Origin of the sequence: Mesorhizobium sp. M0062, assembly GCF_040323125.1 — a bacterium.
GTDB lineage: Bacteria > Pseudomonadota > Alphaproteobacteria > Rhizobiales > Rhizobiaceae > Mesorhizobium.
Genome location: NZ_JAMYUO010000006.1, coordinates 244,882 through 271,346, shown reverse-complemented (window position 1 = coordinate 271,346; position 26,465 = coordinate 244,882). Strand labels below are relative to the sequence as shown.

Sequence of the window (26,465 nt, the reverse complement as noted above, 5' to 3'; positions counted from 1 at the left end):
ACACCACCCCCCCCACCGCCGGCCCGGCGCGGGCAGGGCCGATTGGGCCGGGGGGCGCGGGTTCACTGCGGGGCCCCCTTCGTGTATCGGAACTCGGCATCGCGCCAGCGGCGGCGCCCGCGCGAGGGCGGCCTGCCCAGGCTGCCACACGCAACAATGACGAGGTCCAGATGACGGCAAAGCCCCTCTATCGACGTGTCCTGCTGAAAGCGTCGGGCGAAGCGTTGATGGGCGAGCAGCATTTCGGCATCGATGTCTCGGTGGTCGACCGAATCGCCGCCGACATCGCCGAAGCCCGCGCACTTGGCATCGAGGTCGGCGTCGTCATTGGCGGCGGCAATATCTTTCGCGGCGTGGCGGTGGCATCCAAGGGCGGCGACCGCGTCACCGGCGACCACATGGGCATGCTGGCCACCGTCATCAACTCGCTGGCGCTGCGCACCTCGCTGAACAAGATCGGCGTCGATGCCGTCGTGCTGTCGGCCATCGCCATGCCCGAACTTTGCGAGAGTTTTTCCCAGCGCCAGGCCACCGCCTATATGAACCAGGGCAAGGTCGTCATTTTCGCCGGCGGCACCGGCAATCCGTTCTTCACCACCGATTCGGCCGCGGCCTTGCGCGCCGCCGAGATCGGCGCCGACGCGTTGTTCAAGGGCACCCAGGTCGACGGCGTCTATTCGGCCGATCCCAAGAAGGATCCGAATGCGACCCGCTTCGAGCGCATCAGCCATGCCGAAGTCATCAACAAGGGCCTTTCGATCATGGATACCGCCGCAATTGCACTTGCGCGCGAAAACAACATCCCGATAATCGTCTATTCGATCCACGAAAAAGGTGGTTTCGGCGATATTCTGCGGGGCGGCGGCCGTTGCACGATCGTCGCCGACGAGTGACCCGGAGTATACTCTCCTAAAAAGGGGATCAGTTTTCGAAAGCGGGTCCGAATATAGGCCCTAAGCACTGAACCCGGATCAAACGGGTCGAGGAGACTAAGATGAGTGGTGAGTTCGACGACCTCAAGCGGCGCATGGATGGCGCGATCGCCGCCTTCAAGCACGATCTGGCTTCGCTGCGCACCGGCCGTGCCTCCAGCAATCTGCTCGACGCCATCCAGGTCCAGGCCTACGGCACCACCATGCCCATCAACCAGGTGGCGAACGTGTCGGTGCCGGAGCCGCGCATGATCTCGGTTTCGGTATGGGACAAGTCGATGGTCGGCGCGGTCGACCGTGCCATCAGAGAATCCAATCTCGGCTTCAATCCGATCGTCGACGGCACCAATCTCAGAATTCCGCTGCCCGAGCTCAACGAGCAGCGCCGCAAGGAACTGGTCAAGATTTCGCATGGCTACGCCGAGAACGCCCGCGTTGCGGTGCGCCATGTCCGTCGCGACGGCATGGACTTCTTGAAGAAGGCGGAAAAGGACGGCGACATCAGCGAGGACGATCAGCGCAAGCGCTCCGATCAGGTCCAGAAGCTGACCGACGAAACGATCAGCACCATCGATCACCTGCTTTCCGATAAGGAAGCTGAAATCATGCAGGTCTAGGGTCGGCCCACACCGGCCCGAAAGCGAGACAATGGCAACGCCCGCGCATGTCGCGATCATCATGGATGGAAACGGACGCTGGGCCAAGGCGCGCGGCATGCCGCGGCTTGCCGGCCATCGCGCCGGCGTCGAAGCGCTGCGCAAGACGGTGCGCGCCGCGCCCGGTCTCGGCATTTCCTTCCTGACCGTCTACGCCTTTTCGTCGGAAAACTGGTCGCGGCCCAAGGCCGAAGTCAGCGACCTGATGGGGCTTTTGAAGCTGTTCATCCGTCGCGATCTGGCCGAACTGCACCAGAACGGCGTGCGCGTCAGGATCATCGGTGACAGGGCGGGGCTGCAGCCGGACATCAGGGGCCTGCTCGAAGAGGCCGAATCGCTGACTGCGCGAAATGAATCGCTGACCTTGGTCATCGCCTTCAACTATGGCGGGCGCGACGAGATCGTGCGCACGGCACGCAAGCTCGCAGCCGCAGTGGCGCGCGGCGAGATCGACGCAGAGGCGATCACGGCAGACACTTTTGCCGGCGCCCTCGACACCGCAGGCATTCCCGATCCGGAGCTGGTCATCCGCACCAGTGGCGAGCTTCGGCTGTCGAACTTCCTTCTGTGGCAGGCAGCCTACAGCGAACTGGTTTTTCTGCCTTGCTACTGGCCTGACTTCAGCCGCGAACACCTGGCCGACGCATTGCGCGATTTTGCTGGCCGCGAGCGCCGTTTTGGCGGGCTTGCCGCTCAAGATGTCGCTGCCTCGTGATCGGCGGCGGGATGAACAATCTTCAGCTTCGCATCGTCTCGGCGCTGGTGCTGGCCGCAATAGCGCTTGGCCTGACCTGGTTGGGAGGGCTGTGGTTCCGCCTGCTTTGCGCCGGGATATCGGCGGTCATCTTCTATGAATGGGCGCGCATGTCGCGCCCCTTGGCCGGTGCGACCCTCGGCTTCATTCCCGAAGCGCTGCTTCTGGTTTTCGTCGTCGCCCTGGTTGCAGGCGTGCCGGCATCGTGGCTTCTGTCTCTTGTCCTGGCCATGGTTGTGGTCGCTGCTGTCGGCGCCCGTATGCGTGGAGCGGCGCAATGGGATGCAGCCGGTCTTGCCTACGCGGCTTTGTCCGGCTTATCGCTGGCGCTGCTGCGCGGCGGCGACCATCCCGGCCTGGTCGCAATCCTGTTTCTGTTCGCCGTGGTCTGGGCGACCGACATCTTCGCCTATTTCGTCGGCCGCTCCGTCGGTGGGCCCAAGCTCGCGCCATCTATATCCCCCGGCAAGACGCAGAGCGGCGCGCTTGGCGGCGCTGTCGGCGGCGTGGCCGCCGGCGTGCTTCTGGCTGCCGCCGCCGGGGCCGGCAATCTTGGCGTCCTCGCCTTGGTTGCGCTGGTGCTGTCGATTGTTGCCCAGGCTGGCGATCTCTTCGAATCCTGGGTCAAGCGCCGCCACGGCCGCAAGGATTCAAGCGCGTTGATACCCGGGCATGGCGGTGTCATGGACAGGGTGGACGGGCTTGTCGCGGCGGCTTTTGCCCTATACGTGATCGGCTGGATTTCGGCGGGCGCCGATCATCCGGCGCAGGGGCTGTTTCCGGCTTGAGTGATATTTCACGGCGAAGAAATGGCGCACGCCACGGATTCGCCTGGATTGATGTCACAGTCGCGGCGACACCTTTTGCCGCGGGTGAATTTGAGGGCATGACTTGAACGAAATTCTTCACGCGTTTTTCAGCACGGAAGGCTTTGTCCTCGGCACGCTGGTGCCGTTTCTGTTCGTGCTGACCGTGGTCGTCTTCATTCACGAAATGGGCCATTACCTGGTCGGCCGCTGGTGCGGCATTGGCGTGAAGGCCTTTTCGATCGGCTTCGGCCCCGAACTTCTCGGCTTCAACGACAGCCACGGCACGCGCTGGAAGCTCTGCGCCATACCGCTCGGCGGTTATGTCAAATTCGTCGGCGACATGAGCGCCACGTCGAGCCAGCCGAGTTCGGAAGATCTGGAAACGCTGACTGACGCTGAACGCAAGGTCGCCTTCCACACGCAACCCATCTGGAAACGCGCCGCCACGGTGGTGGCCGGCCCGCTGTTCAACTTCCTTTTGACCATTGCCGTCTTTGCCGTGCTGTTTTCCCTCTATGGCCGCCCTGTGTTTGAGCCGATGGTGGCGGCGGTCACCGCCGGCAGTCCAGCCGCAAGGGCCGGCATTTTGCCAGGCGACCGATTCGTCGCCGTCGACGGCAGCAAGGTTGAGACCTTCGCCGACGTCCAGCGCCTAGTTTCGGGCCGCGGCGGCGACGCCATCACCTTCACCATGTTGCGCGAGGGCAAGGAGGTCACGGTCGTCGCGACGCCGGAGCCGATGGAGCAGCTGGACGCACTGGGCAACAAGGTCAAGGTGGCCGTCATCGGCGTCGTCAACAACAAGGATGTCGGCCAGCCCAGGCTGATCACCTACAGCCCTGTCGGAGCAGTCGGCGCCGCGGTCGAGGAGACGGGGCACGTCATTCAGCGCACCGGCCAGTTCCTGCAGCGATTCGTTGTCGGCCGCGAAGACAAATGCCAGCTGGGCGGCCCGATCAAGATCGCCAAGATGTCGGGGCAGGCGGCAAAGCTGGGCTTCCTATGGCTGGTGCAACTCGTCGCCGGCCTGTCGGTCGGGATCGGAATTCTGAACCTTTTGCCGATTCCCCCCCTCGACGGCGGCCATCTCCTGTTCTACGCACTCGAAGCCGTTTTCCGGCGTCCGGTATCGGAGCGGATGATGGAAATGGGATACCGGGCCGGCCTCTTTCTGGTGCTGGGATTTATGGGCTTCGTCTTCTGGAACGATCTGTTTGGGTGCTGAAATCATGAAGAAATTTGGCTTCAGCACCGGCAATGTTGAGACGCCGTTTACCATGCACGGGAGTATGCGTGACGCGAAAGCCACGCATCAGGGTTAAGTAATTACAAATTAACCAGAAGCCTTGCGTGTAGGGAAAATCCGGTTAATACGGTAGGAGAAATTACCGCACGTCCGGTTTTCTCGCCGTGGGGACTTCGAGAAAAGGTACAAAAGCCCGATGAAGGCAGCATCCAAATTTTTGAGCGCCGCGTCCGCGGTGGCTATGTCCGCCGCTCTGGTTGTACCAGGTGCGCTCGCCGTGCAGTTCGTTGCCACATCTGCGGCGCAGGCAGCCGTTGTCTCGAGAGTCGAGGTCAGCGGCAACCAGCGTGTCGACGCCGACACCATCCGCAACTACATCACGATCAAGCCGGGCAAGGCGTTTTCCAGCGCCGATATCGACGATGCGGTCAAGGCGCTGTTCGGCACCGGGCTGTTCTCGGACGTGCAGATCAATCAGGTCGGTTCGACGCTGGTAGTCAAGGTTGCCGAATACCAGGTCGTCAACCAGGTTCTGTTCCAGGGCAACAAGAAGCTCAAGGACAACGCGCTGGCAGTCGCCGTGCAGTTGAAGCCGCGCGGGACGTTCTCGCAGGCAACGCTGGACTCCGATGTCGAGGCGGTAAAGGCTGCCTACAGGCGAATTGGCCGGGATGACGCCGCTGTCACGACGCAGATCATGGATCTCGGCGACAACCGCGTGAACGTGGTCTTCAACATCAACGAAGGCGGCCGCACCAAGATCGCCGCTGTCAATTTCGTCGGCAACAGCGCCTATTCGAGCCGCCGCCTGTCCGACGTCATCGCAACCAAGCGCTCGAGCTTCTTGTCCTTCGTGCTGCGTGACGACGTCTATGACGAGGACAAGCTCCGCGCCGACCAGGAATCGCTGCGCCGCTTCTATTACAATCACGGCTATGCCGACTTCCAGGTGGTCTCAGCCGTCGGCGAGCTCGACGACACGACCAACCAGTACACCGTTACCATCACCGTCCAGGAAGGCGACCGCTATACGTTCGGCGACGTCAGCGTCGAGAGCACCATTCCCGAAGTCGACTCGAAGGCGCTGGAATCGGTGGTTCAGACCCACAAGGGCGACGTCTACAACGCCAAGAATGTCGAGGACACCATCATCGCGCTGACCGAAAAGGTCGCGGGTTCGGGCTATGCCTTCGCCCAGGTGACACCGCGCGGTGATCGCAACTTCGAGAACCACACCATTTCGGTCGTCTATACGATCGACCAGGGCACCAAGGCCTATATCGAGCGCATCGAAATCCGCGGCAACGACCGCACGCGCGACTATGTCATTCGTCGTGAGTTCGATGTCAGCGAAGGCGACGCCTTCAACCAGGTACTCATCCAGCGCGCGAAGAAGCGGCTGGAAAAGCTAGATTACTTTGAGAAAGTCGACGTTTCGACTGTCCCGGGTTCTGAGCCAGACCAGGTCGTGCTCGTGGTTGACGTAGTCGAGAAATCGACCGGCGAGTTCTCGGTTGGCGCAGGATATTCGACCGGTGGCGACACTGCGGGTCCGTCCGTCGAAGGTTCGGTCGCGGAGCGCAACTTCCTCGGTCGCGGCCAGTACATCAAGGTTTCGGCGGGTGGTGGCAAGAATTCGCGCGACTACAGCCTGTCCTTCACCGAGCCCTATTTCCTCGGGCGCCGTATCGCTGCCGGCTTCGACATCTTCCAGCAGACACGCAACTACGACCACTATGACAGCGAGACGCTGGGTGCGACGGTGCGCTTCGGCCTGCCGATCACCGACAACATCTCGACGCAGTTGGCGTACAATATCGCCCAGGAGAAGTACAAGCTCGACGACGGTTGCGATAACAATCCTGCCGTCCCGGGCAACGCCCCTGGCGACGGGATTCCCGACGCGGACTGCAACGTATCTGCGGCAATCGTCCAGGGAATTGATGAAAGCCCTTGGATCAAGTCGTCGGTCAGCCTTGGGTTGGTCTACAACACCATCGATGACATGAAGAGCCCGCATGAAGGCATCTACGCCACCACGACCATGGAAGTTGCCGGCCTTGGTGGCGATGCCAAATTCGTAAAGGTTACCGGTCGTGGGACTGTCTACCAGACGTTGTCCGAACAGCTGGACCTGGTCGGCCTGATCTCAGGCGGCGCCGGCCATATCCAAGGCTTCGGCGGTGACGGCCTGCGTATCTTCGATCAGTTCCAGAGCAGCGACCGCATGATCCGCGGCTTCGAGTATGGTGGCATCGGTCCTGCGGATATTGCAACGGGTGACCACCTCGGCGGCACCACCTATTTCAATGCGTCGGCGGAAGCTCAGTTCCCGATACCGGTCATTCCGGAAAGCTTTGGTGTGCGCGGCGCCGTGTTTGCTGATGCCGCCACACTGTATGGCAGCAAGATTAACGTCGCCGGGGTTACTCAAGCTTCAACTGATCTAGAGTTGCGCGCTTCGGTTGGTGTCGGCTTGTTGTGGTCATCGCCTTTCGGCCCGATCCGCATTGACTACGCGATGCCCGTCAAGAAGGAAAAGACCGACGACGTGCAGGAATTCAACTTCGGCATGTCGAGCCGCTTCTGATGCGCGGGTAACGATGCTTCCGGGCCGTTGGGGTCCGGAAGAGAACTGATCCGACCTAGCTGGATATTGCTTCTGGAATGACCGATCCGGTGTTCTTCGCGCCATCACGCCGGTATACGGCTGGCGAAGTCGCGAATCTGACCGGCGCATCGCTTGTCGATTCCGATTTTGCCCACATATCGATCGATGCGTTGGCGCCAGCCAATGAAGGCGGCGAGGGTGCGCTCGTCTTCGTCGACGGCAAGCGCAATTTCGCGCTGATGCAGTCGCTGAAGGCGGCGGCCGTGTTTTGTCCCGCCGAGTTCGCGGGCAAGGCGCCGGCCGGCATCGCGGTTCTGGTTCATCCGCGCCCGCAGCAGGCCTTCGCCATGATCGGCCGCCTGCTGTTCCCGACGGCGGCTACGCCGGGACCGATGACCAGCGAAACCGGGGTCTCGCCGCAAGCTCATGTCGATGCCTCGGCGCATATCGAGGCCGGGGCGATCATCGAGGCCGGAGCGGTCATCGGCCCCCGCGCTTCCATCGGCAGCGGAACGGTCATTGCCCCCCACGCCGTTATCGGCCCCTCCTGCCAGATCGGCTGTGACGGCTACATTGGGCCGGGTGTCAGTGTTCAGTATGCGCTGATCGGCAACCGCGTCATCATTCATGGCGGCGCCAGGATAGGCCAGGACGGCTTCGGCTTTGTCGGCGGCGCCAAAGGCCCTGAGCGTGTGCCGCAGGTCGGCCGCGTCATCATCCAGGACGATGTCGAAATCGGCTCGAACACGACCGTCGATCGCGGCGCCATGTCGGATACGGTCATCGGTCAGGGCACCAAGATCGACAATCTGGTGCAGATCGCCCATAACGTTCGCATCGGCCGCAATTGCATTATTGCCGGGCTCTCTGGTATTTCCGGCTCCGTCACCGTCGGTGATGGTGTCACCATGGGCGGCGGCGTTGGCCTTGCCGATCATTTGACCATCGGATCAGGGGCCAAGCTTGCTGCAAGAAGCGGGTTCATGAGCAACGTGCCGGCGGGCGAGATCTGGGGAGGCTATCCGGCGCAGCCGATGGCGGAAGCCATGCGCGAGATCGCCATGCTGAGGAAGCTCGCCAGGACGCGCAAGCAGGGCGAAGGGGGAAGTAGCTGAGATGGTGCCGGCGACGCTCGAAGCGGTCGATATATTGGGGTTGATGAAGCTTTTACCGCATCGCTATCCCTTCCTGATGATCGATCGCATCATCGAAATCGACGGCAATGATTCTGCCATCGGCATCAAGAACGTGACCATCAATGAGCCGCATTTCCAGGGCCATTTCCCGGATCAGCCGGTGATGCCGGGCGTGCTCATCGTCGAGGCCATGGCGCAGACCGCCGGCGCGATCTGCATCCGTAACCTCAACACGGAAAAGCCGTCGCTGGTCTATTTCCTGACCATCGATAATGCGAAATTCCGCAAACCGGTCGTCCCGGGCGACCAGTTGAAAATCCACGTCAAGAAAATCAAGATGCGCGGCAACCTGCTCAAATTCGCCTGCGAGGCCATGGTGGAGGGCACAAAGGCCGCCGAAGCCGAGATCTCGGCAATGATGGTTACCGGCTGACGGTTCGAAATGCTCATGAAAATACAGACTTCAATCCACCCCTCGGCCGTCATCGAGGCCGGCGCGCAGATCGGCGAAGGCGCCGCAATAGGACCTTTCTGCTATGTCGGCGCTGACGCCGTGATCGGTGACCGCGTCGAACTGGTCAGCCATGTCTCGGTGCTGGGCGCGACAACCATTGGCGCCGCGACCAAGGTCTATCCAATGGCGACACTGGGCGGACCGCCGCAGAACACCAAGCACAAGGGCGGCCGCACCACTTTGGTCATCGGCCAGAACTGCACGATCCGCGAAGGCGTGACCATGCATCTCGGCACCGATTCCAGCCGCGGCGAGACGACCGTCGGCGACAACGGCAATTTCCTTGCCTATGCCCACATTGCCCATGATTGCGTCGTCGGTAAAAACGCCACCTTCGCCAATGGCGCGACCCTGGGCGGCCATTGCGAGGTCGGTGACAGCGTTTATATTGGCGGCCTCAGCGCCGTTCATCAGTTCGTGCGTGTTGGTGACAACGCCTTTCTCGGCGGCTGCTCGGCTTTTGTCGGCGATGTCATTCCCTACGCCATTGCGGTGGGCAATCGCGCCAGCCTGCGTGGACTCAACATCATCGGCCTGAAGCGCGCCGGGTTGCCGCGCGCCGAAATCTACCTGCTGCGCAAGGCTTACAAGACCATCTTCGACCGCTCCCGCACTGTCGGCGAGAACATCGAATTCGCCAAGGCCGAGTTTGCGTCGTCGCCGACGGCCATGAAAATCATCGATTTCATCACCAGTCGCGGCAAGCGGCATTTTGCCGTCCCGTCGCTTAAGGGTGGCGACGGCGACGATGCCGATGACGAAGGCTGAGGCCACTTCAACGGGCCTCGAACTTGCGCCGGACGCCAGGGTCGGCATCATTGCCGGCGGCGGTAGCTTGCCGGTCGAAGTTGCCGCCGGCCTGGCGGAGGCCGGACATCGGCCTGTCATCATCCTGGTCGAAGGTCAGGCCGACCGTCAGTCCGACCTCACAATCTATGAGCATGAAAGCCTTGCGCTGGAAGACATCGGCTCGCTGGTTGCGTTGCTGAGGCGCCGGCGCATCACCCATCTTGTGCTTGCCGGCGAGATCAGGCGCAGGCCGCGGTTGGTCGACATGCGTCCGAACCTTGGGCTACTGGCACTTATACCCTCGCTCGCCATGGCGCTTGCCCGCGGCGATGACGGGCTGTTGAAGATATTGACCCGCGGCCTGGAGGCACGGGGCGTCAAGGTTGTCGGTGCGCATGAAGTCGTGCCCCGGCTCGTCGCGGCCGAAGGGCCGCTGACCAAAGCAGTGCCGCGAAAGTCCGACTGGCGCGATATCGAGGCGGCACACGCGGCGGCAAAGGCCATCGGCGCGCTCGACATTGGTCAGGCGGCAATTGCCATCGGTGGCCGCGCTGTTGCCCTGGAAGGCGTCGAGGGCACCCACGGACTGCTCGAGCGGACGCAGCAGTTGCGCGGCCATGGCAGGCTGGCCGGCAAGACGCGCGGTGTCCTGGTCAAATGCGCCAAGCCTGGCCAGGAATTGCGTGCCGATCTGCCATCTATTGGCCCCCAGACCGTCGAGGCGGCGCATGCCGCGGGGCTCGCCGGCATTGCCGTCGAAGCCGGCCGTTCGCTCATCCTCGAAGGCCCCGCCGTTCTCGCGCGCGCCAATGCGCTCGGCCTGTTCGTGTTCGGCCTGCCGGCTGCGGGGGCTGTCCATGGCAGCTGAGAAGCCGCTGAAGATTGCCATCGTCGCCGGCGAAGAATCCGGCGACCTGCTGGGCGCCGACATCGTGCAGGCGCTGAAGCGCATGACCGGGCGCGAGGTGCAACTCGTCGGCACTGGCGGGCGGCATCTGCAGGCGCTCGGACTGGCGCCGCTGTTCGACGGCGCCGAGATCGCGCTGATGGGGCTCAGCGCCATCCTGCGTGACTTGCCGCGCCTGATGCGGCGGATCAGCCAGACGGCAAGTGCTGTCGCCGCCGAAAAACCCGACTGTCTGATCACCATCGACAGCCCCGATTTCTCGCTGCGCGTCGCCAAAAAGATCCGCGCCGCCGATCCGTCGATCCCGATCGTCCATTATGTCTGCCCGAGCGTCTGGGCGTGGCGGCCGGGTAGGGCGGCCGCGATGAAGCCCTATGTCGACCACATACTGTGCATCCTGCCTTTCGAGGTAAAGGAGCTCAGCCGTCTCGGCGGCCCGCCCGGCACTTACGTCGGACATCGCCTCACGCATGATCCAGGCGTGCTGGGCGCGGCCAGGGCGCAAGCCCAGCCACGCGATCTCTCGGCCGATCACGTCAAGACGCTGCTCGTCCTGCCAGGGTCGCGGCGCGGCGAGGTGAGCCGGCTTATCGGTCCGTTCGGCGAGACGGTGTCGGCGCTGCGCGCGCGTGGCCACAGGCTGCGGCTGTTGCTGCCGACGGTGCCGCATGTCGCCGAACTGGTCAAAACATCGGTGGCGCGCTGGGATCAGGAGCCAGAAGTCATCCTCGATCCCGAGCGCAAGTGGCAGGCCTTCGGCAAGGCCGATGCGGCGCTGATCGCGTCTGGAACGGTGTCACTGGAACTGGCGATGTCGGGTGTCCCGATGATCTCTTGCTACAAGTTCGATCCGATCATGCTGATGGCGCAGAGCCTGATCACGGTGTGGAGCGCTGCTTTGCCCAACCTTATTGCCGACCGGCCGGTCGTGCCGGAAAGCTACAACCAGTATGTGCGGCCGCACTATCTGGCGCGGCAGCTCGAGGCACTGTTCTCAGACACCGCCTACCGCGCTTGGCAAAAGGACGGCTTTGGCGAGGTTGCCAGACGCATGGCCACCGACAGGCCCTCCGGCGACATCGCCGCCGATGTCGTTCTTCGCCACATCGGGAGAGCGAATAGGGCTTAGCGAGTGAATAGTGAATAGTGAATAGTGAATAGTGAATAGTGAATAGGATTAACGAGCTCTCGACTATAATCAAGCTGCTACTTACTACCTGCTATTACTACCTGCTATTCACTACTTACCATTCACCATTCACTCTCTTTCACCTTTTCGCAATCGGCACGTAGTCGCGTTCCGGGGCGCCGGTATAGAGCTGGCGCGGGCGGCCGATCTTCTGGTGCGGGTCCTCGATCATTTCCTTCCACTGCGCGATCCAGCCGACGGTGCGCGCGACCGCGAACAGTACGGTGAACATGGTGGTGGGGAAGCCCAGCGCCTTCAGCGTGATGCCGGAATAGAAATCGACGTTCGGATAGAGCTTCTTCTCGATGAAGTAGGAATCGGTCAGCGCGATCTTTTCCAGCTCCATGGCGATATCGAGCAGCGGATCGTCCTTGATGCCGAGTTCGCCCAGCACCTCATGCGCCGTCTTCTGCATGATTTTCGCGCGAGGATCGTAGTTCTTGTAGACGCGATGGCCGAAGCCCATCAGCCGGAACGGATCGTTCTTGTCCTTGGCGCGGGCGATGAATTCCGGGATGTGGTCGACATGGCCGATCTCGCCCAGCATGTTGAGCGCCGCTTCGTTGGCGCCGCCATGCGCCGGGCCCCACAGGCAGGCGATGCCGGCGGCAATGCAGGCGAACGGATTGGCGCCCGACGAGCCGGCAAGGCGCACCGTCGAGGTCGAGGCGTTTTGTTCGTGGTCGGCATGCAGGATGAAGATGCGCTCCATGGCGCGCGCCAGCACCGGATTGATCTTGTATTCCTCGCACGGCACCGCAAAGCACATATGCAGGAAGTTGGCGGCGAAGTTCAGCTCGTTCTTCGGGTAAATGAAGGGCTGGCCGATATGGTATTTGTAGGCCATGGCCGCAATCGTCGGCATCTTGGCAATCAGCCGCATCGAGGCGACCATGCGCTGATACGGATCCGAAATATCGGTGGAGTCGTGATAGAAGGCCGACAGCGCGCCGACCACGCCGCACATCACAGCCATCGGATGCGCGTCGCGGCGGAAGCCGGTGAAGAAGCGCGACATCTGCTCGTGCACCATGGTGTGGCGCGTCACCCGGTAGTCGAAATCGTCCTTCTGCGCCTTGGTCGGCAGTTCGCCGTAGAGCAGGAGGTAGCAGACTTCGAGGAAGTCGCCATGCTCGGCCAGCTGGTCGATGGGGTAGCCGCGGTGAAGCAGGATGCCGGCATCGCCGTCGATGAAGGTTATCGCCGACTCGCAGCTCGCCGTCGAGGTGAAGCCGGGATCGTAGGTGAAGGCGCCGGTGGTGTTGTAGAGCGCACCGATGTCGATGACGTCGGGCCCGACCGAGCCGCTCCGCACCTTGAATTCATGCGTCTTGCCGGCCAGTTCGAGCGTGGCAGTCGACGGGTGCGTCGTCTTGCTGCCGGTTTCCAGTCTTGTCGCAGCTTCGCTCATTCTCAACTCCTTCATGTTCCTCATGCCGGCAAGGCAATTCCTGCAAACGACACGTCGAAATCACCGGAATGCGCGAACTCGCCACCGCATTTTGGGAGGTGCGTGCCTGATTGGGCCAAGGCCTAATGTTGCACTGCGAAACCCGCCTTTCAATGCCAATCTTTTTGGGCCAGCTCGCTCCTAATCGATTTGATCCGCAATCCGCGCCAGGCTTTCCTCGCGGCCAAGCACGGCAAGAACGTCGAACACGCCGGGCGAGGTGCTACGGCCGGTAAGGGCCGCCCGGAGCGGTTGGGCCACGGCGCCGAGCTTGTGGCCGCCGGCCGCTGCGAACTCGCGCACCGCGGCTTCAGCCGCGGCAGCCGACCAATCGCCCGGAACAGTCTGCAAAGCGGCATGTGCGCCGCGCAGGATCGCGCGCGCGTCGGCACTGAGCAATGCTGCCGCCTTCTCGTCGATCGGCAGCGGCCGCTCGACGAACAGGAAGGCCGCGCCATCGGCCAGTTCCACCAGCGTCTTGGCGCGCTCTTTCAGGCCCGGCAAGGCGGCCAGCAGCTGCGCCTTCCTGGCGTCGTCGAGACGGGCGGCCATAGCAGATCCGCCTTCGAGGTATGGCAGAGTGGCGACGAAAATGTCGAACAGCTCGGTATCGGCCATCTTGCGCATATGCGCGCCGTTGATCGACTCGAGCTTGGCGAAGTCGAAGCGCGCCGCACCCTTGTTGACATCGCCGATGTCGAACCACGAAATCATGTCCTTGATCGACATGATCTCGTCGTCGCCATGGCTCCAGCCGAGCCGCGCCAGATAGTTGAGCAGTGCCTCGGGCAGATAGCCCATGGCGCGATAAGCCTCGACACCGAGTGCGCCGTGCCGCTTCGACAGCTTGGCGCCGTCGGCGCCGTGGATCAGCGGGATATGCGACATCGACGGGACGTCCCAGCCCATCGCGTTGTAGATCACCGTCTGGCGCGCGGCGTTGGTCAGATGGTCGTCGCCACGGATGATGTGGGTGACGCCCATGTCATGGTCGTCGACGACGACGGCATGCATGTAGGTCGGATTGCCGTCCGAGCGCAGAATGATGAAATCGTCGAGGTCCTTGTTGGGGAAGCGCACCTCGCCCTGCACACGGTCGTGCACCACGGTTTCGCCCTCGGTCGGCGCCTTGATGCGGATGGCGCCCTTGACGCCGGGAGGCGCCTCCGAGGGGGCACGATCGCGCCACTGGCCGTTGTAGCGCGGCGGCAGATCCTTGGCGCGTGCGGCCTCGCGCATCGCCTCGAGCTCGGCAGGCGTCTCGTAGCTGTAATAGGCCTTGCCCAGGCGCACCAGCTCCTCGGCCACCTCACGGTGGCGCGGCGCGCGCTCGAACTGCGATATGGCCTCACCGTCCCAGGAAAGGCCGAGCCAGGTCAGCCCATCCAGAATGGCCTGTGTCGCCGCCTCGTTGAAGCGTTCGCGGTCGGTGTCCTCGATGCGCAGCACCATCGTGCCGCCGGTGTGCTTGGCGTACAGCCAGTTGAACAGCGCCGTGCGCGCGCCGCCGATATGCAGATAGCCGGTGGGCGAGGGGGCAAAACGGGTGACGACCGTGTCGGACATGGAACTCTCGGAACCTTGGAAAGCGGAGCGTGATCGCGCGGACTTTCGCGCTTTGCGCGTTCATGTAGCATAGGGGGTCTGGGGCGCAAGGGGCAGACCCGATGGCTGGACGTGGCCGGGGCACGTCGGCAATTATCGGTTGCGTCAACTGGCGCTGGAGCCTTGTAGCACAAAATCTGTTCGCACCCTCCGCGCAACCTCGTTTGACAGCAGCGTCAATGTCTGGGTTTCATTCGGCTGCAGCGTCCGTCACAGTGCCTGGAACATCGCTGCGACGGTGGTAGCCCCCTCTGACGAGCGGACATTTCTTCACGGATGCGGCACTGCCCGACTACAACGCCGCCGTGACAGCGTTGGCTTGGTCACGCATATAGACCTTTCTGCAATCATTATCGTGAACACCGCAACTGTGTGCAGGCCGGTCTCGCCACGAAGGAGGCATGATTGAAAGAAGGACTACCGATGACCGAAAACGCCGACCATACGGAGGGTGATCCGTTCTACCATGGTACCCGGGCGGATTTGAAACCCGGGGATCTGCTGAGCGTCGGCCACCCTTCCAATTTCAGAGGTAAACCACTGTCATGGATCTATTTCACCCAGACACTGGAAGCCGCCATCTGGGGAGCAGAGCTTGCAACGGGTGACGGTCGTCAAAGGATTTACATCGTAAAGCCGACGGGGTTTTTTATGGATGACCCTAACCTGACCGACAAAAAATTTCCCGGTAATCCGACGAAATCCTACCGCTCCCGTGATCCGTTGCTCATCCTGGGTGAACTCGGTGAATGGCAGGGTCATACACCGGAACAATTGAAGGCAATGCACGATGGGCTTGCTCGCCTGAGGGCGGAGGGCCAGGATATGATTGAGGATTGAGCGTCCTTGCCAGGTGATGGTCGATTCCGGCGCGGTGGACGTGATCACGCGGACTTTCGCGCTTTGCGCGTTCATGTAGCATAGGGGTCTGGGGCGCAAGGGGCAGACCCGATGGCTGGACGTGGCCGGGGCACGAAGGAAGGCGAAGGCGCCGAGGCAAGCGTCAGCGAACGCTCGCTGTTTGCCGATAGTCCCTATGCCGAGCCGCTGCCCCTCGCGCTGCCTGAGCCGCATCCCGGCGTCGCGCCTGCGCTGCCCGGTGGCGCGTTGCCGGCGCAAGTCACAGCGCCCGGATCTATCGCCCGTCTGCGCAGACGGCTTCGCCGTCCGTCATGGCCCGCGCTCCGCCGCAGCCTTGCCGTGGCCGCCAACACGGAGCTCGACCGGGGCGTCGCCTTCCTGCTGGTGCCGGTTTTCCTGGCGGCCGGCGTCATCATTTATTTCTCGCTGGCCGGCGAGCCCGGCTTTGCGCAGCCAATCGCCATTGTGGTGCTGGCGACATGTTGCGCCCTCGCCACGCGATCGCGGCCGAGGACGCATCTGTTCTGCATGGCCGCGATGCTGTGCGCGCTCGGCGTCGTCGCCGCCAAAGTCGAGACTTGGCGCGCCGGAACGCAGATGCTCGGCTCCGAGATTCAGACACGGCTGACCGGCCGCGTCGTCAGTCTCGAACAGATGGAAAGCGGCCGCATCAGGCTGACGCTCGATGTGGTTTCGACCGCTTACCCCGAGCTGCGCTACGCCCCGGAGCGGGTCAGGCTCTCGGCGCGGACCGTTCCCGCCGATATGACCGCCGGCTCCCTGATCACCGGCTATGCCAGGCTGTTGCCGCCGACCGGTCCGGTGCGGCCGGAGAGCTACGATTTCTCCTTCGACAGCTATTTCACCGGTATCGGCGGCAGCGGCTTCTTTCTCGGCAATCCGAAAACCATTGCTACGCAGGGACCGCCGCCGCTGACCGCGCGGCTCTCCTCGGCAATCGAGAACGCGCGCGAAAACATTGCCGACCATATCAGGGGCAAAATCGGCGGCGCCGAAGGCGAGATTGCCGCGGCGTTGATTGTCGGGGTGCGCGCCGGCATCCCGGACGAGGTCAACGAAGCGATGCGGCGCACCGGCATCTACCACATCATCTCCATCTCCGGCCTGCACATGGCGCTGGTTGCCGGCACCATCATGGCGTTGCTGCGTGGCGCCTTTGCGCTGTTTCCCGATTTCTCTTCGCGCCGCCCAGTCAAGAAATATGCAGCAGTGGCAGCACTCGTCTCCATCGCCGCCTATCTCGTCATTTCAGGCGTCGTGGTTGCCGCCGAGCGCAGCTTCATCATGCTGGCGGTCATGCTTGTCGCCGTGCTGTTTGATCGCGCCGCACTCACCATGCGCAATCTGGCGATCTCCGCCATTGCCGTCATCCTGGTGTCGCCGCACGAGGTGGTCGGTCCCAGCTTCCAGATGTCGTTTGCTGCCACCGCCGCCCTTGTCGGCGCCTATGCCGGCGGGGCCGATTACCGCGCCGACAAGGTGAGAACGCCGCCGGCAAAGCGCTCCTTCGTCGGCTTCCTGTCGCGAAAATTCGCGCTGGCCATGGGCGGCCTCGCCATGACCTCGATCATCGCCGGCAGTGCAACCTTGCTGTTCGCCATCTGGCATTTTCAGCGTGTGTCGCCGCTCAGCCTGATCGCCAATCTGGCCGTGATGCCGATTGTTTCGTTGATCGTCATGCCTTTTGCCGTGCTCAGCGCACTGGCGATGCCGTTCGGCGCCGACGGGCCGTTCCTCTATGTGATGGGCAAGGGTCTGATGGCGATGATCGCTATATCGGCCTGGATTTCCGAGCGCTCGCCGGTCGACGCCGTCGGGCTGATCTCCATCCGCTCGGTGCTGTTGGTGGCGGTCGCCCTCGTCATCGCCACCATGGCCACCACCTGGCTCAGGTTGGCGGCCGTGCCTTGCGCGCTGGCCGGCCTGTTGACGGTGCCGCAGGTGCTTACGCCCGACGTGCTCATATCCGAGGATGCGCATCTGGTGGCCATGCCGATCGGTGGCGGCGAACTCGCCCTCAACCGCGAACGCTCCAACGAATTCACCACGGACAATTGGAAACGGGCGCTGCGGGCCAAAACCATTATCCCACCTGAGATTTTCGAGGCAACAGATACGCGGTTCGATCTCGATCCGCTCGATCTGCCGCCCGGCTCGCCCTTCTATTGCACCGGCGATCTCTGTATCGCCCGGCACCCTTCCGGAGCCATTGTAGCGCTTGCGAAAGACCGCAAGACGGCGCGGCCGGCCTGTGCCTTCGCGAGCCTGATCGTCATCGATGACGCCACCGCCTACAATCCGTGCCGCGACCCGCTGGTGCTGGTCGTGACGAAGAAACAGCTGGCCCGCGACGGCAGCGCCGCCGTCTTCTTCGATCCGCAATCGGCAGCTGCAGCGCCAACCATCCGCTTCGCCGTCGACAAGCCGTATCGCCCCTGGCACGAGCAACGCCGCTTCTCCCGCGAAGCGCGCGGCCTGCCGCCTTACAACCAGCGTGAAAAGTACAAACCCAAGCCGGCTCAGTAGCGCCGGATCAATCCGACAAGCTTGCCCTGCACCTTCACCCTGTCCGGTCCAAAAATGCGGGTCTCGTAGGCCGGGTTGGCGGCTTCCAGGGCGATCGAGGCGCCCTTGCGGCGGAAGCGTTTCAGGGTCGCTTCCTCATCGTCGACCAACGCCACCACGATCTCGCCGGGGCTGGCTGTGTCGGCATTGCGGATGATGACCGTGTCGCCATCGAAAATGCCGGCCTCGATCATCGAATCGCCCTTGACCTCGAGCGCGTAGTGTTCGCCGCCCATGATCATATCGGGCGGCACCGAGATCGAATGGGTCTGATGCTGGATGGCGTCGATCGGCACGCCGGCGGCGATGCGTCCCATAACCGGGATTGAAATCGCGGAAACGGCATCGTCATTGCCGGCCGACATCGAACGCGACGGCGAGCCCGGCTTGATCTGGCGGCCGAGACCGCCTTGGCCCAACGCGCCTTGTCCTTGGCCGCCTTGCCCTTGGCCGGTTTGACCAAGACTGCCCTGAATGACGCTCGGCGAAAACTTCCTCGCCGCATTGAGGCCTGGTGCGATCGAGTCGGGCAGCCGCAGCACTTCCAGCGCGCGCGCCCGGTTCGGCAGCCGGCGAATGAAACCGCGCTCCTCAAGCGCCGTGATCAGGCGGTGGATGCCGGACTTGGAGGCGAGGTCGAGCGCTTCCTTCATCTCGTCGAAGGACGGCGGGATTCCGCTCTCCTTCAGGCGTTCATGGATGAACATCAGAAGCTCATGTTGTTTGCGCGTCAGCATCGCGGCCCCCAAGGGTTCTGAAACCAGAATCAGAAAAAACAAACCCAGAACAAACACTATCTGTTCCAGTTGTGTTCCGCAACCTTTTAAAGTTTAATGAATGTGTTGACGTTTTGTTCAGCGTAACGTTCGGCGCTGCGAGCGCCGCTCGTAGTCGTTGGCCGGCAACGGGGTGAAACGAAGACAAAGTGCCCTGCGTCGTCGGCTACGATCGCCGCTTCCTTTTCGGACGGGGCTGCGCAGCATCCGCGCCGGGTTCACTCTGGGCATAGACCTGCAGCGTGTAGCCGATGTGAGCGGTCATCAGAGTTTTCGCACGTTCGACGTCGCGATCGAGGGCCGCTTCCATCAGGGCGGTATGGTGTTCGATCGCCACGGCGTCGCGCAGGGCCGCCACGGCCTTCCGGTGGCCATCCGTGCGGCCGGCGGCGGCGCGCAGCGTCGGGGCCAGACCCAGAAAGCGGTGATGGCGATGCAATTGGTCGGAAATCGTCGCATTGAAGCGCAGCAGCCAGCTGGATGTCGCGGCACTGAGCAGCGCCGCATGGAAGGCATCGTGTTTTTCGTACCACGCGTCGACCGCATCATCCGATGGATCGTCGAGAACAGACCCGCACCGTGAGAGACGATAGTGGGCGGCAACGACCGCGTCTTCCCACTCACGGTCGCCCTCCTCGATCGATTCCACCAGCAGGGGCAGTTCGACCACCAGCCGCGCACGCGCCAAATCCTCGAGCTCCGCCCGAGAGACGGGAGCGACCGCAAACCCGCGGTTGCTGATGGCGGTCACAAGCCGTTCCGCCTCCAGCCGCGACAGCGCCTCGCGCAACGGCGTCCAGCCGATGCCGTAGGTGTTGCGCAGCGTGCTCAGCTTCAACGGCGCGGCAGGCGCCAGCCGGGTCGCAAGAATATCGCGCCTGAGCAGGCGATAGGCCGCTTCCGTCTTCGAGGTCTGCTCGTCATCCAGCATCGTGATCCATCAGACATAAACGCTCGGCGGATCATTATATATCAAAGCCTTTCAATGGGTGAATTATATATAATGTTTGACAGTTCAAGGGCGACCACTCAAGATCGCCGGCATGTTTGGGCGGCAGGCTCCGCCGCGCGCGTTTGTCCATGGAGGGGCGCCGGATCATGAGCACGACACCCGATCTCGCTACAATCGAAGCAATGGATGCCGCCGATCCGCTGCGCTCGATGCGCGAACGCTTTGTCTTGCCGCAAGGCGTGATTTATCTCGACGGCAATTCCCTGGGCGCCGCGTCAGCGGTCGTCTTCAGCGAACTGCAGCAGGCCGCCACGCAGGAATGGGCGCACGATCTCATTCGCGCCTGGAACACCGCCGGCTGGTTCAACATGCCGGTGGAACTCGGAGATCAGCTCGGGCGACTGATCGGCGCGGCTGATGGGCAGACGGTGGTCTGCGACACAACCTCGATCAACATCTACAAGCTGCTGCACGCAGCGCTCGGCATGCGGCCGGATCGGTCGGTCATCGTTGCCGAGGGCGACAGTTTCCCGACCGACCTCTACATGGCCGAAGGCGTCGCCTCGACCCGGCCGGGAACGCGGCTGCGGCTGGAGGGCGTCGACGCGGCCGCAATCGAGGAGCTGATCGACGACAGCGTTGCCGTCATCCTGGTCAACCACGTCAACTACAAATCCGGCCAGTTGCGCGACATGGCGGCGCTGACGCGCAAGGCACATGACGCCGGCGCGCTGATCATCTGGGATCTCTGCCACACGGCCGGCGCCTTGCCGGTCGAACTTGACCGTGCCAATGCCGATTTCGCCGTCGGCTGCACCTACAAATACCTCAATGGCGGCCCGGGCTCGCCAGCCTTCATCTACGCGGCCGAGCGCCACCATGACGATGCCCACCAGCCGCTCAGCGGCTGGTGGGGCCATGCGCGGCCCTTTGCCTTCGAGCAGGGCTTTGCCGTCGGCAGCGGCATTCGCCGCTTCCTGTGCGGAACGCAGCCGGTGCTGTCGATGCGGGCGCTCAAGGGCGCGCTCGATATCTGGAACGACGTCGATATGGCGGCGGTGCGCAGAAAAAGCATCGCGCTGACCGACCTGTTTATCCAGCTCGTCGAAGCCAGATGCGGCGCCTACGGGCTTGAACTGGAAAGTCCTCGCGACGGCAGCCAGCGCGGCAGCCAGGTGTCGTTCCTCCATCCGCATGGCTATCAGGTGATGCGCGCGCTGATCGAGCGCGGCGTGATCGGCGATTTCCGGGCGCCGTCGACCATCCGTTTCGGCTTCACGCCGCTCTATGTCGGATATGGCGATGTCTGGCAGGCGGTCGAAGTCCTGGAGGATATTCTGCGCACCGGCGCCTGGCAGGACGCCCGCTTCGCGGTGAAGACCGCGGTCACCTGAGGAACTAGAGCAATTTCAGGAAAAGTGTGAAGCGGTTTTCCGTCCGCAATTGCGTCAAATCAAAGAGCTAGAGCATTTCGCCGTTTACGTTAAACGGTGAAATGCTCTAGAGCCGGGTGCGGACCGTCCAGAGCTCCGGAAACAGCACAACCTCCAGCATCTTCTTCAGATAGGAGGCGCCTGAGGTGCCGCCCGTGCCGCGCTTCAAGCCGATGATGCGCTCGACCGTGGTGACGTGGTTGAAGCGCCAGCGGCGGAAGTAATCCTCGAAGTCGACCAGCTTCTCGGCCAGTTCGTAGAGCATCCAGTAGCGCTGCGGGTCGCGGTAGACGGTTTGCCAGGCAGCCAGCACGTCTTCGTTCTCGACGCGCGTCTCGCGCCAGTCCGTGCGCCCGGCATCGGCGCCGATGTCGAAGCCATTGCGCGCCAAAAGCAGAAGCGCCTCGTCGTACAGCGACGGCGTGGCCAGGATCGCTTCCAGCCTGTCCGTAAGATCGGGCCGGTGCTTGTGCGGCCCGAGCATGGCTAGGTTGCGGTTGCCGGCCATGAACTCGATAGCGCGGTACTGCCACGACTGGAAGCCCGAGGATTGGCCGAGCGCGTCGCGAAACTCGGTGTATTCGCTTGGCGTCATCGTGCGCAGCACGTCCCAGGCATTGTTGAGCTGCTCGAAGATGCGCGCGACGCGAGACAGCATCTTGAAGCTCGGTTCGAGGCGGTCGGCGCGGATAGAGCGGATCGCGGCGCCGATCTCGTGCAAAGCGAGCTTCATCCACAATTCCGATGTCTGATGCTGGATGATGAACAGCATCTCGTCATGGGCCGAAGACAGCGGCGCCTGCGCATCGAGCACCTTGTCCAGCTGCAGATAGTCGCTGTAGGACATCCGCTCCTTGAACGACATCTGCGCGCCATCGGACGCCGGATCGTGCGGCTTAATCAATTGCTCTTCTCCGCGCGCAACCGGAAGCGCTGGATCTTGCCGGTCTGGGTTTTGGGCAAGGCGTCGATGAACTTCACCGAACGCGGATATTTGTAGGGCGCGATCGTTGCCTTGACGTGGTCCTGCAGGCGTTTGACGGTCAATGCGTCCGGCGAAACACCTTGCACAAGCACGATATGCGCCTCGACGATCTGGCCGCGTTCACCGTCCTCGGCGCCGGTCACCGCGCATTCGGCGACGTCGGGATGCGAGAGCAGCGCCGCTTCGACCTCGGGGCCGGCGATGTTGTAGCCGGCGCTGACGATCATGTCGTCGGAACGCGCGGCGAAGTGGAAGAAGCCATCCTCGTCCTGCGTGAACGTATCGCCGGTGAGATTCCAGCCATCGCGGACATAGTCCTTTTGCCTGGCATCGGCCATGTAGCGGCAGCCGGTCGGGCCGCGCACCGCCAGCCGGCCAGTAGAGCCGCGCGGCAGCTCCCGCATCTCGTCATCGACGATGCGTGCCTGATAGCCGCCGACGGGTTTGCCGGTGGAGGCCGGCTTCATGTCGTCGAAGCGGTTGGAGATGAAGATATGCAGCATCTCGGTGGCGCCGATCCCATCGAGAATCGGCTTGCCGGTCTTCTCAGTCCATTCCTCGAAGACAGGCGCCGGCAGCGTCTCGCCCGCCGAAACCGCGACGCGCAGCGAGGACAGGTCAGCGCCTTGATCCATGGCCTTGAGCATGGCCCGATAGGCGGTTGGAGCGGTGAAGGAAATGGTCGCTTTGTAGGTCTCGATGATGTGGATCATGTTGGGTGGCGTCGCCTGTTCCAGCAGCGTCGCCGCGGCGCCGAAACGCAGCGGGAAGATGGCGAGCCCGCCAAGACCGAAGGTAAAGGCAAGGGGCGGGGAGCCGACGAAGATGTCGTCGGGCGTCACCTCCAGGATTTCGCGGGCATAGGCGTCGGCGATGATCAGCAGGTCGCGGTGGAAATGCATCGTCGCCTTCGGCACGCCGGTGGTGCCGGAGGTGAAGCCGAGCAGGGCGACATCGTCGCGGCCGGTGTTGACGGCAGTGAAGGTGACCGGCTTGTCGAGGGCGGCGCGGTCGAGTTCCGCGTCATGGTTGGCCGTGCCGTCGAAGCCAATGACCTGCTTGAGATACGCACTGCCCTTGGCGCAGGCGGTCATCTCGTCCATCAGCCTTGTATCGCAAAGCGCAACCGTGATTTCCGCCTTGTCGACGATCTTGGCGAGTTCGCCGGCGCGCAGCATCGGCATGGTGTTGACGACCACCGCGCCAACCTTGGTGGCGGCCAGCCAGCAGGCGACCATGGCCGGATTGTTGGCCGAGCGGATCAGCACCCGGTTGCCCGGCTTGACGCCATAATTCTCGACCAGGGCATGGGCGAGCCTGTTGGTCCAGTCGGACAGTTCCTTGTAGGTGCGGCGGCGGCCATTGCCGATCAGCGCGGTGTGGTCGCCGAACCCTTTTTCGACCAGCCTGTCGGTCAATTCGACGGCGGCATTTATGTGGTCGGGATAGTCGAAGCCGTCGAGCAAAAACTCCGGCCATTGCTCCGGCGGCGGCAGGTTGTCGCGCGTGAATGTGTCGATATGCGCTGATGGCCCAAGCATTTTCGGCTGCCCCTGTCTGCCTCGCGCCCATGGCTGAACAAGGCGCAGGATCGCACCAGTCGAAATTTGTTTCAAGCCTAAAATGTTTTTAGGTCGCAGGATTGACGCCGCCCTGTTCGGCGGCCATTCCTGTCGACTGAACTGAAGCCATCCGGGAGGGATGCAGATGCTCCAACATCGTGTTGCCGATTGGGACAATGCCTACGCCAACGGCGACAACATTGCCGGCAGCAATCGCTGGCCGGCCGCGTGGGACACACCGGCACAGGCTTTTCGCGACACAATGTCGGCGTCCGGTCGGGCCAAGCTCGACATCGCCTATGGCGACAGCCCGCGCAACAGGCTCGATCTGTTCCTTCCCGATGTCATGCCCAAAGGGCTCGTCGTCTTCATCCATGGCGGTTACTGGAAGGCGTTCGACAACAAGCCATGGTCGCATCTGGCCAACGGCGCGGTTGCCAATGGCTTTGCCGTGGCAATGCCGACTTACACGCTTTGTCCCGACATACGCATTTCCGGCATCGTCAGGGAAATCGCGGCGGCGATCGGCAAGGCGGCGACGATGGTCGGCGGGCCGGTGATCCTGACCGGGCATTCCGCCGGCGGCCATCTCGCCTCCAGGATGGTGACGACAACGACGCCTCTGGCCGCCGATGTGGCCGGCCGCATACGCAATGTCGTCTCGATCTCCGGGGTTCATGATCTGCGGCCGATCATGCGGACGGGGATGAACGCGACACTGGCCATCGATGAAGCGGAAGCACTGGCCGAAAGCCCGGTTCTGCTGCGCCCCATGCAGGGCGCGCGCATCACCTGCTGGGCCGGCGGCGGCGAGCGGGCGGAGTTCCTGCGCCAGAATGCGCTGCTTGCCAACATCTGGATCGGCCTCGGCGCCACGACCAGCACAGTGGTCGAGCCGGACCGGCATCATTTCAGCATCGTCGACGGGCTTGCCGATCCGACACATCCGCTGACGCGGACATTGCTGGCGGAGTAACAACCAGTCTTATCTCTTGGAATTAACGGCTTGGATCCGCGACCTTCAGCGCAACATCAGAACGCTGCAAGCGGCGCCTGCTTCTGCCGCCGGAGCGAAGGGCTCGCGCACGATCAGGCCGTTGGCGTCGGCCAGCATTCTCAGCATCGAGGAATCCTGGATGCCGAACGGCGTCGCCACCAATGCGCCGGCTTCTTCCCGGACCACGGCGCGCACATAGTCTTGCCTTAGATCATTGGCCGGCATCGCGGCGCCAAGCTGAGCCTGGCGGATGTCCTGCCGGTGGGGACGGCCGCCGAGCTGCGCCAACAGCGGCTTCAGGAACAATTGCGAGCAGACCAGGCTCGCCACCGGATTGCCGGGCAGGCCGATGCACCTGATATCGCCCAGCCGCCCGAACATCAGCGGCTTGCCCGGGCGCATGGCGAGCTTCCAGAAGTCGAGGTTCATGCCTTCGCCGGTCAGCACGTCATGGACGAGATCATGGTCGCCGACCGAGGCGCCGCCGAGCGTGACGATGACGTCGGCTTTCGCATCGACCGCCTTTTTCACCAGCGCCGCGATCGCTTCCTTGCGATCGGCCGCTATACCGAGATCGAGCGCGCGAGCGCCGACCGACTGCGCCACAGCAGCGACGCCATAGGCGTTGGACGAGATGATCTGGTCGGGGCCAGGTTCGCTGCCCGGTGGCAGCAATTCGTCGCCGGTGGCGATTATGGCGACCAGCGGCCGTTGCACCACGTTCAGCCGGGAATGATTGGCCGACGCCGCCAGCGACAATGCAGCCGGATCGAGCACGCGGCCTTTTTCCAGCAGCACGTCGCCTTGCGCAAAATCCAGTCCAAGGCGGCGGATATTGCGGTTCTTCGCCGTCGGTTCGGCGACCTCGATCCGGCTACCGCCGAGATCGCGGACATTTTCCTGGATGACGATGGTGTCTGCGCCTTCAGGCAGCGGCGCGCCGGTGAAGACGCGCACGGCCTCGGATTTACCAACTGTGCCGTCAAAGCGGCGCCCTGCGGGCGCCATGCCGATCACCGAAAGCCGCGCCGGAGCGGACGCCACATCCTGCGCCCGTGCGGCATAGCCGTCCATGGCAGATGCATTGAAAGGCGGCTGGGTACGCAGCGCCACGACCGGCTCCACCAGCACCCGGCCGGCCGCATCCGCCAGCGCGACGCTTTCACCGGGCAACGCCACAGCGCCGTCGAGGAGGCGTTGAAGCGCCTCGGCGACCGGAACCAGCACCATTTACGAACCCGCCTTGTAGTCGCCGGACTTGCCGCCGGTCTTTTCCACCAGCTTTATACCGGAAATCACCATGGCGCGGTCGACCGCCTTGGCCATGTCGTAAATGGTCAGGCACGCGACAGATGCCGCGGTCAGCGCCTCCATCTCGACCCCGGTCTTGCCGGTGACGCGGGCAAGCGCGGTGACCCTGAGGCCGGGCAGCGTGGTGTCCGGTTCGATGTCGACCGACACCTTGGTCAAAAGCAGCGGATGGCAGAGCGGAATCAGCTCATGCGTCTTCTTGGCCGCCATGATGCCGGCAATGCGCGCGGTACCCAGCACATCGCCCTTCTTGGCGTCGCCGTCGAGGATCATCTTCAGGGTTTCGGCCCGCATCGAGACAAAGCCCTCGGCGACCGCCGTGCGCGTCGTCTCCGCCTTGTCGCCGACATCGACCATGTTGGCCTCGCCCTTGGCGCCGAGATGGGTGAGGGCGGCTGCCATCC

At 63.0% G+C, this 26,465-nt stretch carries 23 protein-coding genes; 15 read left to right on the top strand and 8 right to left on the bottom strand.

Annotation, left to right across the window (positions count from 1 at the left end):
• Nucleotides 1-170: 170 nt before the first annotated feature.
• From pyrH to lpxB, 11 genes are all read left to right on the top strand, one after another.
• Nucleotides 171-893 carry a UMP kinase gene (gene pyrH / locus NKJ64_RS10670; protein WP_023671026.1) on the top strand — a complete coding sequence of 241 codons (723 nt, stop codon included), beginning with the start codon at nucleotides 171-173 and terminating at the stop codon, nucleotides 891-893.
• Between the two features lie 101 nt (nucleotides 894-994).
• Nucleotides 995-1,549, top strand: a complete 555-nt coding sequence (frr, locus tag NKJ64_RS10665; protein WP_023671027.1) for a ribosome recycling factor — start codon at nucleotides 995-997, stop codon at nucleotides 1,547-1,549.
• 31 nt (nucleotides 1,550-1,580) lie between these two features.
• A complete protein-coding gene (locus NKJ64_RS10660) occupies nucleotides 1,581-2,303 on the top strand; it encodes an isoprenyl transferase (protein ID WP_023748403.1) in 723 nt (240 codons plus the stop codon).
• Nucleotides 2,304-2,314: 11 nt separating this feature from the next.
• Nucleotides 2,315-3,130: a phosphatidate cytidylyltransferase gene (locus NKJ64_RS10655; protein ID WP_023696555.1), complete on the top strand. Its 816-nt coding sequence runs from the start codon at nucleotides 2,315-2,317 to the stop codon at nucleotides 3,128-3,130.
• A gap of 103 nt (nucleotides 3,131-3,233) precedes the next feature.
• Nucleotides 3,234-4,376 carry an RIP metalloprotease RseP gene (gene rseP / locus NKJ64_RS10650; protein WP_023684693.1) on the top strand — a complete coding sequence of 381 codons (1,143 nt, stop codon included), beginning with the start codon at nucleotides 3,234-3,236 and terminating at the stop codon, nucleotides 4,374-4,376.
• Nucleotides 4,377-4,593: 217 nt separating this feature from the next.
• Complete coding sequence (gene bamA / locus NKJ64_RS10645) at nucleotides 4,594-6,987, top strand: outer membrane protein assembly factor BamA (RefSeq protein ID WP_023684694.1); 2,394 nt, start codon at nucleotides 4,594-4,596, stop codon at nucleotides 6,985-6,987.
• Between the two features lie 77 nt (nucleotides 6,988-7,064).
• Nucleotides 7,065-8,123, top strand: coding sequence for a UDP-3-O-(3-hydroxymyristoyl)glucosamine N-acyltransferase (gene lpxD / locus NKJ64_RS10640; RefSeq protein ID WP_352462512.1), 1,059 nt, complete (start codon nucleotides 7,065-7,067; stop codon nucleotides 8,121-8,123).
• Between the two features lies 1 nt (nucleotide 8,124).
• Nucleotides 8,125-8,577 (top strand): 3-hydroxyacyl-ACP dehydratase FabZ, encoded by a 453-nt coding sequence (gene fabZ, locus NKJ64_RS10635; RefSeq protein WP_023684696.1) that lies wholly within the window; start codon nucleotides 8,125-8,127, stop codon nucleotides 8,575-8,577.
• Nucleotides 8,578-8,592: 15 nt separating this feature from the next.
• Nucleotides 8,593-9,426 (top strand): acyl-ACP--UDP-N-acetylglucosamine O-acyltransferase, encoded by an 834-nt coding sequence (gene lpxA, locus NKJ64_RS10630; RefSeq protein ID WP_023706235.1) that lies wholly within the window; start codon nucleotides 8,593-8,595, stop codon nucleotides 9,424-9,426.
• Nucleotides 9,413-10,315: an LpxI family protein gene (locus tag NKJ64_RS10625; RefSeq protein WP_352462510.1), complete on the top strand. Its 903-nt coding sequence runs from the start codon at nucleotides 9,413-9,415 to the stop codon at nucleotides 10,313-10,315. Before lpxA ends, NKJ64_RS10625 begins: the two co-directional genes overlap by 14 nt.
• The gene (gene lpxB / locus NKJ64_RS10620; protein ID WP_352462509.1) at nucleotides 10,305-11,483 is read left to right on the top strand and encodes a lipid-A-disaccharide synthase; all 1,179 of its coding nucleotides are present in this window, start codon (nucleotides 10,305-10,307) and stop codon (nucleotides 11,481-11,483) included. The genes NKJ64_RS10625 and lpxB overlap by 11 nt, the downstream gene beginning before the upstream one ends.
• A 139-nt stretch (nucleotides 11,484-11,622) precedes the next feature.
• On the opposite strand, the gene gltA is transcribed toward lpxB, so the two are convergent.
• The gene (gene gltA / locus NKJ64_RS10615) at nucleotides 11,623-12,954 is read right to left on the bottom strand and encodes a citrate synthase (RefSeq protein WP_023671037.1); all 1,332 of its coding nucleotides are present in this window, start codon (nucleotides 12,952-12,954) and stop codon (nucleotides 11,623-11,625) included.
• A 180-nt stretch (nucleotides 12,955-13,134) separates the two neighbouring features.
• Nucleotides 13,135-14,559, bottom strand: coding sequence for a glutamate--tRNA ligase (gene gltX / locus NKJ64_RS10610; RefSeq protein WP_352462508.1), 1,425 nt, complete (start codon nucleotides 14,557-14,559; stop codon nucleotides 13,135-13,137).
• A 462-nt stretch (nucleotides 14,560-15,021) separates the two neighbouring features.
• Here gltX and arr point away from each other — a divergent pair, with 462 nt between their 5' ends.
• Together arr and NKJ64_RS10600 are read left to right on the top strand one after the other, a co-directional pair.
• A complete protein-coding gene (gene arr / locus NKJ64_RS10605; RefSeq protein WP_023688571.1) occupies nucleotides 15,022-15,438 on the top strand; it encodes an NAD(+)--rifampin ADP-ribosyltransferase in 417 nt (138 codons plus the stop codon).
• Nucleotides 15,439-15,549: 111 nt separating this feature from the next.
• Nucleotides 15,550-18,006 carry a ComEC/Rec2 family competence protein gene (locus tag NKJ64_RS10600; protein ID WP_352462507.1) on the top strand — a complete coding sequence of 819 codons (2,457 nt, stop codon included), beginning with the start codon at nucleotides 15,550-15,552 and terminating at the stop codon, nucleotides 18,004-18,006.
• Here the strand turns inward: NKJ64_RS10600 and lexA are convergent.
• A complete protein-coding gene (lexA, locus tag NKJ64_RS10595) occupies nucleotides 18,000-18,782 on the bottom strand; it encodes a transcriptional repressor LexA (RefSeq protein ID WP_023684703.1) in 783 nt (260 codons plus the stop codon). The genes NKJ64_RS10600 and lexA overlap by 7 nt on opposite strands.
• A 205-nt stretch (nucleotides 18,783-18,987) precedes the next feature.
• Complete coding sequence (locus NKJ64_RS10590; protein ID WP_023688568.1) at nucleotides 18,988-19,752, bottom strand: GntR family transcriptional regulator; 765 nt, start codon at nucleotides 19,750-19,752, stop codon at nucleotides 18,988-18,990.
• A gap of 167 nt (nucleotides 19,753-19,919) precedes the next feature.
• On the opposite strand from NKJ64_RS10590, the gene kynU reads away from it, so the two are divergent.
• Complete coding sequence (gene kynU / locus NKJ64_RS10585) at nucleotides 19,920-21,167, top strand: kynureninase (RefSeq protein WP_023696564.1); 1,248 nt, start codon at nucleotides 19,920-19,922, stop codon at nucleotides 21,165-21,167.
• A gap of 106 nt (nucleotides 21,168-21,273) precedes the next feature.
• Here the strand turns inward: kynU and kynA are convergent, their stop codons facing one another.
• Nucleotides 21,274-22,110: a tryptophan 2,3-dioxygenase gene (kynA, locus tag NKJ64_RS10580; RefSeq protein WP_023748414.1), complete on the bottom strand. Its 837-nt coding sequence runs from the start codon at nucleotides 22,108-22,110 to the stop codon at nucleotides 21,274-21,276.
• On the bottom strand, nucleotides 22,107-23,732 hold the full coding sequence (locus NKJ64_RS10575; protein WP_023829634.1) for an AMP-binding protein: 1,626 nt from the start codon (nucleotides 23,730-23,732) through the stop codon (nucleotides 22,107-22,109). Before NKJ64_RS10575 ends, kynA begins: the two co-directional genes overlap by 4 nt.
• Nucleotides 23,733-23,892: 160 nt before the next feature.
• Between NKJ64_RS10575 and NKJ64_RS10570 the strand changes: the two genes are divergently transcribed.
• Entirely contained in the window at nucleotides 23,893-24,729 is an 837-nt protein-coding gene (locus NKJ64_RS10570; RefSeq protein ID WP_488473701.1) for a hormone-sensitive lipase, read from the top strand.
• A gap of 45 nt (nucleotides 24,730-24,774) precedes the next feature.
• Here NKJ64_RS10570 and NKJ64_RS10565 read toward each other — a convergent pair whose 3' ends face one another.
• Together NKJ64_RS10565 and moaC are read right to left on the bottom strand one after the other, a co-directional pair.
• The gene (locus tag NKJ64_RS10565; protein WP_352462504.1) at nucleotides 24,775-25,980 is read right to left on the bottom strand and encodes a molybdopterin molybdotransferase MoeA; all 1,206 of its coding nucleotides are present in this window, start codon (nucleotides 25,978-25,980) and stop codon (nucleotides 24,775-24,777) included.
• Entirely contained in the window at nucleotides 25,981-26,463 is a 483-nt protein-coding gene (gene moaC / locus NKJ64_RS10560; protein WP_023819950.1) for a cyclic pyranopterin monophosphate synthase MoaC, read from the bottom strand.
• Nucleotides 26,464-26,465: the final 2 nt, after the last annotated feature.